The sequence below is a fragment of the Halorussus ruber genome, assembly GCF_004765785.1.
In the GTDB taxonomy this organism is placed as follows: Archaea; Halobacteriota; Halobacteria; order Halobacteriales; family Haladaptataceae; genus Halorussus; species Halorussus ruber.
Genome location: NZ_ML219768.1, coordinates 45,567 through 58,319, shown reverse-complemented (window position 1 = coordinate 58,319; position 12,753 = coordinate 45,567). Strand labels below are relative to the sequence as shown.

The window sequence follows — 12,753 nt, the reverse complement described above, 5'->3', positions numbered from 1 at the left end:
TCACGGTTTCCGGAACTCGTAGGAGAGGTCGCCGCCCTCGACGCGGATTGCCTCGGCGTCGTGGTCGAAGTAGAGCGCCTCGACGCCGCCGTCCTCGAAGTCGTGGAGGGCCATTCCGGCCGCGACCCGGCCGTCCCTCGTGACGAGGAAAGTTGCGCTCCCGACCGTAATCTCGATGCCCTCGCCGCTCTCGGAAACCTCGCCGCCCGCGGCGAACTCGCGGAGGTGGCTCACGATAGCCTTCCAGTTCTCGATTGCGACTCGCTCGTAGTCCCCCATGACGGCCCTGCGAGAGAGAACGGGAAAACGACTTGGGCTAGCACTTGTCACGATTCCGAGCGCACGCCGTTCTTCGACCACCACCGGCAGACGCTCGGCCATCCAGCCGACAGCCTGGCGGACTGAAAGGGCGAGCGCGGTTCGCGTCCGCCGTGGTCGGCGCAGTAGGCCACTATTCGAGGCGAGCGAAGCCGAGAATATCCCGCTGAACCGACCGCGAACCGCGCGAGGGCTTTCGAAGCCTCAGTCGCCGTTTTGTGGCCTATCTGAATACGACATCGAAAAGGGAGTATGCTCGACAGAGCCGAACCAAATCTACTCTTCGTCGCCTGCGACCCACTTGTCCGAGTACGCCGTGCCGCACTCGCAGTAGGAGTAGGCGTGAATCACGTCGCCCTCGGCGTAGAGGTCGCCGACCTCCTCGTTTTGCTCCTCGGCGAAGGCGAAGACGAACTTCGCGCCGCCGTCGCAGTCGGGGCACTCGCCGCCCGAGAGGTCCCGCGCGATTTCGCCGCCCTCGGTGCCCATCGCCTGCTTTGCGAAGCCCATCGCGTCCATGCCAGTCGCGGTCTTGAACACGCTTCGCCCTTGGTCGCCCTCGACGACGAGGACGACGCCGTCCTCGACCTCCTCGCCGTGCTTCGCCAATCCGTCGCCGTCGCCGTCCACGAACGAGTCCGCGAGGAAGATTGCCACGTCCTCGGGGCGCTCGCCTGCGAGGAACTGCTCGCGTTTTGCCATACCGCTGGTAGGGGGAGCGAGGGGAAAAGGCCCGCGTTCTCGTTGTCGACTGCTGGAGTACATAACTGTAATTGCAACCCCACCAAGGCGGGTTTCCCTCGCCCCTACTCAGGGTCGTCGGTACCCTCCGCCGACACAGTCAGACCCCAAGGCCTGACTTTCAGGTCAACACAGTCCCAACGGCTCGGCACTAACCGAAGACCGAGGAGACACGACAGCATCAGCACAACCAACAGTAGAGAGATAATCCAGACTTTCATTTGTATCGCGCGGTGTTGCCGCACCGTGCTGGTTTTCATACCACAGACTATCTATACATACAGACAGTTCCTTCTTCGAGCATTGCAGAGGCCATTCTACTGCATCTATACGTCTCCCTGAGATGAGTAAATATTTCTCTACGCCAGTCACGGGCGGTCGGTGTGCGCATCACTCGACTTTACGACGAACTTCAGGGACCGCACGATGAGAAGCGTTACCCGGCGCGAACGAGTACGGCCGACCATGACCGACAGCGCGAATCACGCAGGTTCCGACGACTCCGAGGACGACTTCGACGCCGAGGAGTGGCGCGACCAGCTCGAAGCCCACCGCGAGGAGAAAGACGACTTCTTCGCCGACCATCCGCAGTCGCCAATTCCGCCGGAGGAGCGCGACGACTTCGAGGGCCTCGACTACTTCGACCCCGATCCGGACTACCGCGTGACCGCGAGCGTCGAGTACCACGACCAGCCGGAACCGGTCGAGATGGAGGTCAGCGCGGGGCGACCCCAGCGGTACCTCCGCGTCGCCACGCTTCACTTCGACCTCGGCGAGGGGGACGACACCGACTCGCACGAACTCGCGGGCTACCGCCAGCAGGCCGACGACGACGGCCTGTTCGTCCCCTTCCGCGACAAGACGACCGGCCAGCAGACGTACAAAGACGGTCGCTACATGGAGTTCGAGGCCGAGGGAGATTTGGCCGACACCGACGAGATGGTGCTGGACTTCAACCTCGCGTACTCGCCGTTCTGCGCCTACAGCGAGACGTTCGCCTGCCCGCTTCCGCCCGAGGAGAACTGGCTGGAGGTCGAGATTCGCGCGGGAGAGAAGGCGTAGCGAGTCTGTATTCGGAGCCTTCCACCAACGGCTTTAGCGAGGACTCCCACTATCCACGCGATGAATCCCGTCCTCTGGTATCTCCTGCTGGCGGTCGTCTCGACCGGCGTCATCTGGAAGGGGAGCGAACTCCTCGAAGGCTCCGCGGAGCGACTCAGCAAGCACTACGGACTCCCCGTCGCGGTCCACGGGGCCGTCGTCGTCGCCATCGGGTCGAGTTTCCCCGAACTGAGTTCGGTCGTCATCAGCACGCTCCTGCACGGCGAGTTCGGCCTCGGCGTCGGGGCCATCGTCGGGAGCGCGATTTTCAATCTGCTCGTCATCCCCGCGTTCTCGGCGCTGGCCAGCGAGACGCTCGAAGTGACCCGCGATATCGTCCACAAGGACGCCCAGTTCTACATCATCAGCGTCCTCGTGCTGTTCATCACGTTCGCGCTCGGCGCGACCTACGTCCCCGGCGGCACCAACTCGGCGGCAATTCTCACCCCCGCGCTGGCCGTCATGCCCCTCGCAACCTACGGGGTGTACGTCTTCCTCCAGTATCAGGACACGCAGGACCACGTGCCGACCGAGGAGGTCGACGTGAACTCCGGCCGGGAGTGGGCCGTCCTCGGGGTCTCGCTCGTCCTCATCGCGGTCGGCGTCGAGGGCATCGTCCGGGCCGCGCTCGGCTTCGGCGCGGTGTTCGACACCCCGAGTTTCCTGTGGGGCCTGACGGTCATCGCCGCCGCGACGAGTCTGCCCGACGCGTTCGTCAGCATCAACGCCGCGAAGAACGACGAGAGCGTCACCAGCCTCACGAACGTCCTCGGGAGCAACACGTTCAACCTGTTGGTCGCCATCCCGGTCGGCGTCCTCCTCGCCGGGTCGGCGACCGTCAACTTCCTCGCGGCCATCCCGATGATGGGGTTCCTCGCCTTTGCGACCCTCGTGTTCGTCGTCGTCACCCGCACCCACCTCGAACTCACCGACGCCGAGGCCTACGCCCTTCTCGGCCTCTATCTCGTCTTTCTCGCGTGGATGACGCTGGAGAGTACGGGCGTCATCGAGACGGTTCGGGGAATCTGAGCGCGGGACCGGTCGTCGGTTCGGTTTCCGGTCGAGACCCGAGCGCAAACCTGTGAGACGCGCCGACTCACCGACGCGCCGTCACGCCGACGCGGGGTGAGAACTATCTGCCGACCCGTCGTCAGTCACACCTATGTCCGACGAACCCATGACGAACTTCCCGGTACCAGACGCCGACGACCTGCCCGAGGACCTCCGCGAGCGCATCGAGGAGGAGACCGAGCGCGCCGGATTCACGCCGAACGTCTTCCGCGCGTTCGGCTACAAGCCGAGTCACTTCCGGCCGTTCTTCCAGTACCACGACGCGCTGGTCGAGGACACGCCGCTCGACCGCGAGGAGGTCGAGATGATAGTCGTCACCGTCAGCGGCGTCAACGATTGCCTCTACTGCGTGGTCGCCCACGGCGCGCTCTGCCGGTTCTACAGCGAGCGCCCCAAGTTGGCCGACCAACTCGCCACGAACCACCGCGCCGCCGACCTCTCCGAGCGCCGCCGGGCGATGCTCGACTTCGCGGTGAAACTGACCGAGCAACCGGGCCGCGTGACCGAGTCCGACCTCGACGAGTTGCGAGAGGCTGGCCTCTCGGACGAGGAGATTTGGGACGTCGGGAGCGTGACCTCGTTTTTCAACCTGAGCAACCGGATGGCCTCGATGGCGGACATGCGCCCGAACGACGAGTTTTACGACTTCGCGCGCGAGACGAGTAAAGAGAAGTAAGGGTAGCGAAGAATCCGAATCCGGAGTTTTAGGGGGCCACGCCGACCGTCAGCAGAGTCCCGAACTCCCGATAGCGTTCGACCATCTCCTCGCGCGTCTCCCAGCTGTCGGTCGGGAACTCCGATTCGTCCGGAATCTCGGTCTCGCGGTCCGGCACGTTGTCCTGCTCGGCGACGTAGAGGCCCGCTTCGCGGAAGGCCTCGCGGTACTCCCGAGCAGACCAGCGCGTCATCTCGACCTCGATGTTGTCCTGCCACGAATGGGAGTGGACGTTCTCCTCGTAGTAGTTCACCGCACAGAAGAAGGTGCCGCCGGGCCGGAGGACGCGGGCGACCTCTCGCAGGGCCTCGTGGGGGTCGTTGGCGTAGTAGAACGCCTCCATCGTGAAGATGTGGTCGATGCTGTCGTCGGCGAACGGGAGGTGGTCGAAGTCGCCGACGAGGAAGCCGACCTGCGAGTCCTCGGTGTAGTCGGCGGCGTTGCGCGCCATCTCGGGCGACCCGTCGAGGCCGTAGGCCCGGCCCGCCGAGTCGGCGTCTCGGAGGGCGCGGGCAGCGTACCCGCTTCCGGTACCCAAGTCGAGGACCGTCTCGCCCTCCTCGACCGGCATCCGAGCCAGCACGTACTTGGCGGTGTGCCAGTGGCGGTCTTCCATCCCCTTGTCGCGGCCGTCGGCCGCCCAGTCGTCGAACTCCTCGCGGACGCTCATGGAAGGGTGGAGTCGGTTCATCCACAAAACGAGTTCGATTGCGGCGGGACTGTCGGGAGTGGGCGAGACAGTCCAAGGTGGGGCAGGAGCCTTTTATTCGAGCGGTGTGTCAGGGCGCGTATGGTCGGACCGAAGAAGCGGTTCGCGCTGGCCGACACCGCCCAGCAAATCGTCGGCGGGTTCCTGCTGGCTGGCCCCTTCGTCGTCACCGAGGAGGTGTGGGACCTCGCAACTGATATGGGGCCTTTGCAGGCGTTGTTCACGGTTCTCATCGTGTTTCTCATCGGCTACGGCGCGCTCTACAAGGCCGACGACGACCGCGACCCCGACCGCGAGTCCGAGGTCGCTGGCATCCCGGCGCGGTTCGTCTCGCTGATGTTGGTCTCGTTCGGGTCGGTCGCCATCCTCACGGTCGCGTTCGGCGCGCCCGGCACCTTCCTCGCCGAGACGTACGTGGACGGCCGCCCCTCGATGGAGACGGTCCGCATCACCCTGCAGGCGGTCAGCGTCGGCGCGGTGTTCAGCGTGGTCGGCGCGGCGACCGCGGACAGCGTGTTCTGAGGCGAACGCCGTCCCGAATCGCCGCTTGACCCGCATTCTTAAGTCACCACGCCGTATTATCCGTGGATATGGATTATCAGCTCGCCATCGAAAACACCCCCGAGACGGTACCCGGCGGCACCGGCATCCTCCTCCTGCATCCGAGTACCGGCGAGACAGACCGCATCGACACCGATTTCCTGAAGACCGACACCGACCACTTCCTCGTCATCTCGACCCGAACCACCGCGCGTGAAGTCAAACAGAAACTCGACCACTACGACGTTGACGAGAGCAAGGCCGAGATTCTCGACACCCTCAGCATCGAACGCGGCTACTCCCGGCGAAGTACGGAAAACGTCCACTACGTCTCCTCGCCCGACGACTTGGAAGGCGTGCTGGAGGTCACCCGTGACTTCCTCGAGAAGACCGACGGCAAGCGCCGCATCAGCCTCGATTCCATCACCGAGATGGCCTACTACGCCGACGAGTCCCGCGTTCGGGACGTGATTCGCCAGATTCTGGGTCTCCTGCGCGAACACGACGCCGTCGGCCTGTTCCACCTCTCGAAGGGCGTCCACGACGAGGAGCACGTCGAGAAGTTCATGGGTCTGTTCGACGCCATCATCGACCTCGACCGCGACGGCGACGTGAACAGTGACTTCGAGAAGGTCTGAGGGTCGCAGCGATTCGTTTTCGGCAGCCGACAGTCCGAGCCGATTCTCTCGAAGCGGATTTCTCGCTCGATTGTCTTTTTCGGTCCATTCTAGTTCGAGTTTCACGTCCGGCGCGCGGGAGTGCGCACAGAACTGCGCGCACTCCTCGTGCGAGGGACGAGCGAGGGAAACGAGCGAGGAGGCTGGGGAGGACGAGGTGCGGTCGCGGTGCGGGGCGGGAGACGCTTCGGCTCAAGCCTGAAGCTAGCTTCCTGTTGCTACCCTCTCTCGCTTAAATCAGGGAAAGAAACCACGGTCTAACCGATTGGAACGATGGAAAAGCGGGCTGGAAGGGATTTGAACTACGCCGAGACGGTCCGGACGTGTGGCCCTTCGGGCCATTCCGGGCGTGCGACTCGTCTACTTCAAATCCTTCCAGAATCGTACTTTGCGACTCGCGGAGTGGCGAGCGCACGAGGCGCTCGCCGTGTTGCTCGTCGCAAAAGGTAGCGGGCTGGAGGGGATTTGAACTACGCCGAGACGGTCCGGGCGTGCGGTCCTTCGGGCCGGTCCGGGCATGCGACTTGCCTCATTCAAATCCCTCGTAGCCGCTTCGCTCCTCACTTCGTTCGTCGCAGAAGCGGGCTGGAAGGGATTTGAACCCCTGGCCGTCTGGTGTCTTCCACGACCATCCGGAAGACCCGGGTGAATCGTGCTAAAAGCCAGACGCTCTGCCTAACTGAGCTACCAGCCCTCACTTCACCGATTGCACCGGGCGAAGTTAAACGTTTACTATTTGTTGGACGGCGTCCCGTCGTCGTGTTCCCACCGTAGAAGAACAGCCCCGTCTGTACAGCAGACTCGAAACAAATCAATATCTGCCTTTAGAACAATAGAATATTTATTAAAGAAATAAATATAGGTCTCTAGAACGTCTGTTTACGTCTTGGCTCCCGACCCAGAACCCACCCCGACGAGTAATAACCTTTACCGTCGCGTACTCAGTCGAAACGCGCATGAACGACTTCGCCAGCGAGTGGGAGGCCGACCTCCGACGATTCACCGAGTCGCTCCTGCGGTTCGACACCACCGAGGAGAACGAAGCGCCCGCCCAATCGTTCGTCCGCGAGCGGCTGACCGACCTCGGGTTCGAGACCTACGAGTGGACCGCCGACGCCGAGGCGTTGGCCGGTCACGACTCGTTTCCCGACGACCCCGACGCGATTCCGGTCGAAAACCGGCCGAACGTCGGCGGCGTCCTCGAATTCGGGAACCCCGACGAGGGACCGACGCTCGTCCTGAACGGGCACGTCGACGTGGTGCCGGTCGCGCGCGAGTCGTGGTCGAGCGACCCCTTCGAGCCGACGTGGGGCGAAGACGAGGAGACCGGAGCCGAAACGCTCACCGCCCGCGGTGCGGCCGACATGAAGTCCGGCCTCGCAACCTGTGTCTTCGCCGCGAAGCATCTCGAATCTGCCTCCTCGGGCCTCGACGGCCGCGTCGTGGTCGAGAGCGTCGTCGGCGAGGAGGCGGGCGGCATCGGCGCGGCGGCGTCGGCCCTGTCGAACCCCTACCCCTTCGAGCGCGACGCCGGAATCATCGCCGAACCGACCGACTTGCACCCCATCACGGCCTCGGAGGGAAGCCTGATGAAGCGCCTCCGACTCACCGGACGGTCGGCCCACGCCGCGACCCGGTGGCGCGGGGTGGACGTCCTCCCCTACTTCGAGGAGATTCGCCGCGCCTTCCGCGAGTTGGAGACCGAGCGCGGCGAGTCGATTTCACACCCGCTCTACGAGCGATTCCCGGTGCCGTGGCCGGTCGTGGTCGGGCGCGTCGAGGCGGGCGACTGGGCCTCCTCGGTCCCGGCGGAGTTGACCGCCGAGTTCCGCATCGGGGTCGCGCCGGGGGAAACCGTCGCCGAGGTCGAGGAGACGTTCGACCAGCGACTCGCCGAACTCGTCGCCGACGACGAGTGGCTGGCCGACCATCCCCCCGAGTTCGAGCGATTCTCGGTCCAGTTCGAGGCTTCGGAAATCGACGCCGACGAGCCGGTGGTCGGCGCGGTCCAGCGCGCGATGGAGGCGAACGGACTCGCCGAAACTGACCCCCGAGGCGCGACCTACGGCGCGGACGCCCGCCACTACATCGACGCCGGAATCCCGACCGTGATGTTCGGGCCGGGGAGCATCGAGCAGGCCCACTTCCCCGACGAGACGATTCGCTGGGAGGACGTGTTGACGGCGGGGCAGGTGTTGGCCGACGCGGCGAAACGTTTCCTCGAAAGCTAAGCGGCCTTGCTACCAGAATAGCGATGAAGAACGAGACAAAGTCTTATGTATCTTCGCCGAGTGTTTTTTCGTATGTCTACACCTAAGTCGGGACACGGCGGGGAGGACGACGGCGAGGATACGTCTGAAGCCGTTTCGCCGGAGGAGGCACTTGAATCACTCCCGACAGAAGAGGAGTTTGAGGCTGAGTTCGACGAATAACGCCGCATTTTATTATTCGTAGGTGTTCGATTTTTGGTACATGGGTAGTCGATATATCCTATATTTCGAACCTGCACTCGCCAACCTCAACAACATGGATAATCGAATGTCGAATCGACTGGATTCCCAAATACGAGACTTTCTGACAGCGTGGCAACCGAAGGCCGCCTTCGCAAAGAAACTACAGAGCCATCTCTGGCAGTTCAAGTGGAGTCCGCGACAGGGAAGTGGGGCACGAGCGTTCACGGGCTATTTCGACGGCGATGACTACGACATTGCACTCGTCTGGGTTACGTTCAAAAAGAAGAACGAGCGGAAATTCAACGCTAAACAGACGCAGTTCGACACTCGGTCGAAGCGACTCATTGAGGACGTGCTTACACAGAAATCAGCCGATAAAATCGCTTCGTGGTTGACGGACCAGAAGGAGAACAACTCCCGAAAACTTCTCACCGAGAACGACGTTTGAGCTTCCGAGTCGGATTATTCTAAACGGCTCTCCAACGCCTCGGCGACAACCTCGTTCGGTTCCTTGCCCTCCATCGCGGCGGTCCGCCGGAGTTCCCGGTAGGTGTCGGTCGGAAGCGTTAGCGCGAGTTCGCCGGGGGTGACGCCGTGGTCGCGCAGGGCCGTCTCGACCGGCGTGCCGCCGCTGACCGAACTGGCGACCGACCGGACCTCCCGAACCGTCAGGTCGCCGTCGAGGACGGCCCACGCGAGTTGGAAGCGCTCCTCGCCGCCGACGCGGGCGATGTGCTTGGCCGCGGTCGGGGCGATTTGGCCCATGGCGACGTACCGCCGGATGGACTGGGGCAGGTCGTGGACTCGCGCCCACTTCCGGATGAACGCGACTGTCACGTCCTCTCCGGCGCGCTCGGCGGCGTCCTTGTACGAGCCTTCGCCGCGGACGAGCGCCGCGCAGGCCGCCGCGCCGCGGAGCATGAACACGTTGTCGTCGCCGCCAGCGGTGTTGGCCGCGAACTGGCCCACCGTCTCGGCGGCTTCTGTCACGCTCGCTGGGTCGTTCGGGTCGAAGGCTTTCGCCTGCTCGGCGTCCTGTCCCGTGACGGCCTCGTCGCCGCGGACGACAGGCTGGCCGACCGGCGACTCGCGGTCGGTCGGCGGTCGCTCGTCGCTCATCGCTCGAACGATGGGACCGAGCGGTCAAAAGCCCGCGGGTCCGCACAACGGTCGCCGACATCCCGGAGAATCGCCAGCGGGCAGACAGGTCACCGGTCGTCAGAAATCGCTTTCCGCGTCGGGGGCGTCTTCGTTACAATGGGAATTTTCAGCAGACTCGCCGAGCGGCGTCGCGCCGACGACGGCCGGAAGTACGTCTGCACGCTCTGCGGCGCGACCTACGAGAAGCGCTCGGTGGTGATATGCCCGAAGTGCCGAGGATTCGTGGTCGCGCGCGAAAAGTAATTGAACGACTCCCGTCGGGCGATGGCTTTCAGTGACTCGCGCTCGTAGCGAGACTATGGCACGGAATGGGGGCGAGTTGACGGCGGGGATGCCCGAGATGGACGACGAGACAGTCGTCGTGACGGGCGCGAACAGCGGACTCGGATACGAGGCCACCCGAGCGTTCGCCCGGAAAGGGGCGCACGTCGTGATGGCCTGTCGGAGCGAAGACAGGGGCGAGGAGGCCAAGCGCCGGATTCGGCGAGGCGACTCCGGCGGTCCTCGCGGGTCGCTCGAAGTGGCCGGACTCGATTTGGCGGACCTCGACTCGGTCCGGTCGTTCGCCGACGAGTTCCGGGACGCTCACGACGGACTCCACGTCCTCTGCAACAACGCGGGGGTGATGGCGATTCCCCGGCGCGAGACGAAAGACGGCTTCGAGATGCAGTTCGGCGTCAACCACCTCGGGCACTTCGCGCTGACGGGCCGTCTCCTCGACCGATTGGCCGAGACGCCGGGCGAGTCGCGGGTCGTGACTCAGAGCAGCGGGGTCCACGAGCGCGGCGAGGTGGATTTCGCCGACCTCCAGAGCAAGCAATCGTACGACAAGTGGGAGGCCTACGCCCAGAGCAAACTGGCCAACCTGCTGTTCGCCTACGAACTCGACCGCAGACTCGGGGACGCGGGCGTCGATGACGTGGTCAGCGTGGCGTGTCATCCGGGCTACGCCGCGACGAACCTCCAGCGCCGAGGCCCCGAGATGGCCGGTTCGACCGCCCGGCTCTGGGCGATGAAGGCCGCGAACGCCCTGTTCGCCCAGCCCCGAGAGATGGGCGCGCTCCCGATGCTGTTCGCCGCCACCGCGAAGGGAATCGACGGCGGGGAGTACGTCGGCCCCGGCGGATTCATGAACATGCGGGGCACGCCGGCGGTCCAGCGGTCGAGCGAACGCTCCTACGACGGGGCGCGGGCCGAGCGCCTCTGGGCGGTCTCGGAGGACCTGACTGGCGTGACCTACGACCTCGAACGCGAAGCGACCGCGGAGTAGGACGCCAGCGCCCACCCTTTACCAGCGCCCACCCTTTTGCCCCCACGCTCCGGAGGAGCGAGTATGCCCACCGAAATCGCCATCGTCGTCTACGAGGGCTTCGACGAACTCGACGCCGTCGCGCCCTACGAGGTCTTCTCGAACGCCGCCGACCGGGGATGCGACCTCGAAGTCAGTCTCCGAACGCTCGACTCCCGAGACCGAATCACGGCCAGCCACGGCCTCCGCATCGAGACCGAGGGCCTCCTCGCCGACGCGGACCCCGACCTCGTTCTCGTCCCCGGCGGCGGGTGGAACGACCGCGCCGAGGCGAGTGCGTGGGCCGAGGCCGAAAAAGGCGACCTGCCCCGCGCGCTCGCAGAACTGCACGAGCGCGGCGTCGAACTCGCCGCGGTCTGCACCGGCGGGATGCTGCTGGCCGAGGCCGGGATTCTCGACGGTCGGCCCGCCGTCACCCACGAGAGCGCGCTGGACGACCTCCGCGAGACGGACGCCCGAACCGACGCCGAAGTCGTGGACGCTCGCGTGGTGGACGACGGCGACGTGCTGACCGCGGGCGGCGTGACCTCGGGCCTCGACTTGGCGCTCCACCTCGTCGCTCGACTCTGCGGCGAGGAGGTCGCCGGGGACGTAGCGGAGACCATCGAGTACGAACCGCGCGGGGAGATTTATCGGAGCTGAGTCGGCGAGTTCTGGGCGATTCCGAGTGGCTCACCACCCGCGCTCGCCGCGGTTGCTAGAACCGTGGCAAGAACCCTCTATAAATATTTAAGAGCTGAAAATATATACTGAACAATTAGAAAAGTGTGTTAAACGGGTAGATACCGTGCTACGATTCCGTCTCGCCCCGGCCCGAGAGCCACGCGTGGAAGGCGAATAGTCCGGCCGCGAGGAGGCACCCGACGCCGACAAGCGACGCGAGGAAGCCGTACAGGACCGCTCGGGAGGGGCCGAAATCGTCGAAGTGAGACATCCCTTCGACTTCGTAGTACGTCCCGTTCGCCCGGACGAGGGTCTGCTCGGGAACCGGTTCGTCGGACCACGGGCGGTAGGCGCTGTCCGATTCAGTCGCGTTGCGAATCTTCCGGAAGGTCTGGCGCTCGGCGGGCGGGAGGTCGGCGTACCCGACCACGATTTCGTCTCGAATCGCGCCGGCGATTTCGGCGTCGGTCGCGCGACTCGTCCGGAGCGTCGTCGTCCCGTCGCCTTCCGCCAGCGAGAATTGATAATACTCGTCGTACTCGATGGTGAGGAAGGTGTGGTTGCGCTCAATTTTCCGGAGGTCAGACCGGACCGCGTCGTCGCCGGTCGTCGCCTCGCCGGTCCGAACCGCGCGTTCGAGGACCCGCCGGGTCCGGTTCGGGGCGCGGTGGTCCTCGGCGACGTGGCGATATTGCAGGTCGCTCGACTGGAAGGAGACGTGGTGGGCGTACCCATCGGCCAGCGCCGAGTCGTTCGAGGCGTTTACCGGCGTCGCCACGTAGCCCGTCGTCGCCCGATGGCGCTCCGGACCGTCGAGGCGGTCGAACGCAGCGCCGTACATCGGCCCGGGGAGCAGGACCAGTCCGAGGACGAGGAGGACGAGCGCGGGGCTTCGAGCGGCCATCGAAGACGAATCGTCAGTCGAAGTGTAAGTGTTTTGTCCTCGACCGTTTGCGGAGAGTGCTTCGAGAAGTCGGTCGAGTCGGAATTACGGTCTCGAAAGCCCTCGCGCGGTTCGCCACCGGAAGACATTCCTGCTCGTCGCTCCGCTCCTGCGCGGGCTGTGACTTCCGAGGTCACACTCGCACCGGAAGACAAACCGCGTCTTCCGAGCCGTTGCCTCGCTTCGCTCGGCAAGACTTCGCTCGCGTGACGGTCGCTCAGCGGGATATCTGGCGCGCGCAGTTCTGCGCGCGCCAGATAGGGCCACGCTGAAGCGACCAAGCGTTGCGCGAACCGCGCTCGCCCTTTCAGTCCACCAGGACGTTGTCTGTCTCACCGAGCGAACTACGTGG

At 64.6% G+C, this 12,753-nt stretch carries 17 protein-coding genes and 1 tRNA gene; 12 read left to right on the top strand and 6 right to left on the bottom strand.

Annotated elements, in window-relative coordinates; genetic code table 11:
* Entirely contained in the window at positions 1-279 is a 279-nt protein-coding gene (locus tag EPL01_RS00320) for a hypothetical protein (RefSeq protein ID WP_135823279.1), read from the bottom strand.
* Positions 280-594: 315 nt separating this feature from the next.
* Entirely contained in the window at positions 595-1,020 is a 426-nt protein-coding gene (locus tag EPL01_RS00315) for a DUF5807 family protein (protein ID WP_135823278.1), read from the bottom strand.
* A gap of 504 nt (positions 1,021-1,524) precedes the next feature.
* Between EPL01_RS00315 and EPL01_RS00310 the strand changes: the two genes are divergently transcribed.
* From EPL01_RS00310 to EPL01_RS00300, 3 genes are all read left to right on the top strand, one after another.
* Positions 1,525-2,121, top strand: coding sequence for a DUF1684 domain-containing protein (locus EPL01_RS00310; RefSeq protein WP_135823277.1), 597 nt, complete (start codon positions 1,525-1,527; stop codon positions 2,119-2,121).
* 60 nt (positions 2,122-2,181) lie between these two features.
* Positions 2,182-3,189, top strand: a complete 1,008-nt coding sequence (locus EPL01_RS00305) for a sodium:calcium antiporter (RefSeq protein ID WP_135823276.1) — start codon at positions 2,182-2,184, stop codon at positions 3,187-3,189.
* A gap of 133 nt (positions 3,190-3,322) precedes the next feature.
* Positions 3,323-3,907, top strand: coding sequence for a peroxidase-related enzyme (locus tag EPL01_RS00300; protein WP_210424023.1), 585 nt, complete (start codon positions 3,323-3,325; stop codon positions 3,905-3,907).
* A 28-nt stretch (positions 3,908-3,935) separates the two neighbouring features.
* Here EPL01_RS00300 and EPL01_RS00295 read toward each other — a convergent pair whose 3' ends face one another.
* Positions 3,936-4,616, bottom strand: a complete 681-nt coding sequence (locus EPL01_RS00295; RefSeq protein WP_135823275.1) for a class I SAM-dependent methyltransferase — start codon at positions 4,614-4,616, stop codon at positions 3,936-3,938.
* Positions 4,617-4,736: 120 nt separating this feature from the next.
* Between EPL01_RS00295 and EPL01_RS00290 the strand changes: the two genes are divergently transcribed.
* The 3 genes from EPL01_RS00290 (at position 4,737) to EPL01_RS21305 (ending at position 6,341) form a co-directional block, all read left to right on the top strand.
* Positions 4,737-5,177 carry a DUF2391 family protein gene (locus EPL01_RS00290; protein ID WP_135823274.1) on the top strand — a complete coding sequence of 147 codons (441 nt, stop codon included), beginning with the start codon at positions 4,737-4,739 and terminating at the stop codon, positions 5,175-5,177.
* A 68-nt stretch (positions 5,178-5,245) separates the two neighbouring features.
* Entirely contained in the window at positions 5,246-5,833 is a 588-nt protein-coding gene (locus EPL01_RS00285; RefSeq protein WP_135823273.1) for a DUF7090 family protein, read from the top strand.
* Positions 5,834-6,197: 364 nt separating this feature from the next.
* Entirely contained in the window at positions 6,198-6,341 is a 144-nt protein-coding gene (locus EPL01_RS21305) for a hypothetical protein (protein ID WP_168215769.1), read from the top strand.
* A gap of 112 nt (positions 6,342-6,453) precedes the next feature.
* On the opposite strand, the gene EPL01_RS00280 is transcribed toward EPL01_RS21305, so the two are convergent.
* Positions 6,454-6,566: transfer RNA gene (locus tag EPL01_RS00280), tRNA-Lys, on the bottom strand.
* Between the two features lie 262 nt (positions 6,567-6,828).
* Between EPL01_RS00280 and EPL01_RS00275 the strand changes: the two genes are divergently transcribed.
* From EPL01_RS00275 to EPL01_RS00270, 3 genes are all read left to right on the top strand, one after another.
* Positions 6,829-8,103 (top strand): M20/M25/M40 family metallo-hydrolase, encoded by a 1,275-nt coding sequence (locus EPL01_RS00275; protein WP_135823272.1) that lies wholly within the window; start codon positions 6,829-6,831, stop codon positions 8,101-8,103.
* Positions 8,104-8,175: 72 nt separating this feature from the next.
* A complete protein-coding gene (locus EPL01_RS22315; RefSeq protein ID WP_281275318.1) occupies positions 8,176-8,304 on the top strand; it encodes a hypothetical protein in 129 nt (42 codons plus the stop codon).
* A gap of 40 nt (positions 8,305-8,344) precedes the next feature.
* Complete coding sequence (locus EPL01_RS00270) at positions 8,345-8,773, top strand: hypothetical protein (RefSeq protein WP_135823271.1); 429 nt, start codon at positions 8,345-8,347, stop codon at positions 8,771-8,773.
* A 14-nt stretch (positions 8,774-8,787) separates the two neighbouring features.
* Here the strand turns inward: EPL01_RS00270 and EPL01_RS00265 are convergent, their stop codons facing one another.
* Positions 8,788-9,444 (bottom strand): DUF7119 family protein, encoded by a 657-nt coding sequence (locus EPL01_RS00265; protein WP_135823270.1) that lies wholly within the window; start codon positions 9,442-9,444, stop codon positions 8,788-8,790.
* Between the two features lie 138 nt (positions 9,445-9,582).
* Between EPL01_RS00265 and EPL01_RS21300 the strand changes: the two genes are divergently transcribed.
* The 3 genes from EPL01_RS21300 (at position 9,583) to EPL01_RS00255 (ending at position 11,437) form a co-directional block, all read left to right on the top strand.
* Positions 9,583-9,729 carry a hypothetical protein gene (locus EPL01_RS21300; RefSeq protein WP_168215768.1) on the top strand — a complete coding sequence of 49 codons (147 nt, stop codon included), beginning with the start codon at positions 9,583-9,585 and terminating at the stop codon, positions 9,727-9,729.
* 55 nt (positions 9,730-9,784) lie between these two features.
* Complete coding sequence (locus EPL01_RS00260; RefSeq protein WP_135823269.1) at positions 9,785-10,756, top strand: oxidoreductase; 972 nt, start codon at positions 9,785-9,787, stop codon at positions 10,754-10,756.
* A gap of 63 nt (positions 10,757-10,819) precedes the next feature.
* Entirely contained in the window at positions 10,820-11,437 is a 618-nt protein-coding gene (locus EPL01_RS00255; RefSeq protein WP_135823268.1) for a DJ-1/PfpI family protein, read from the top strand.
* Between the two features lie 148 nt (positions 11,438-11,585).
* Here EPL01_RS00255 and EPL01_RS00250 read toward each other — a convergent pair whose 3' ends face one another.
* Entirely contained in the window at positions 11,586-12,362 is a 777-nt protein-coding gene (locus EPL01_RS00250; RefSeq protein WP_135823267.1) for a DUF7979 domain-containing protein, read from the bottom strand.
* Positions 12,363-12,753 lie beyond the last annotated feature (391 nt).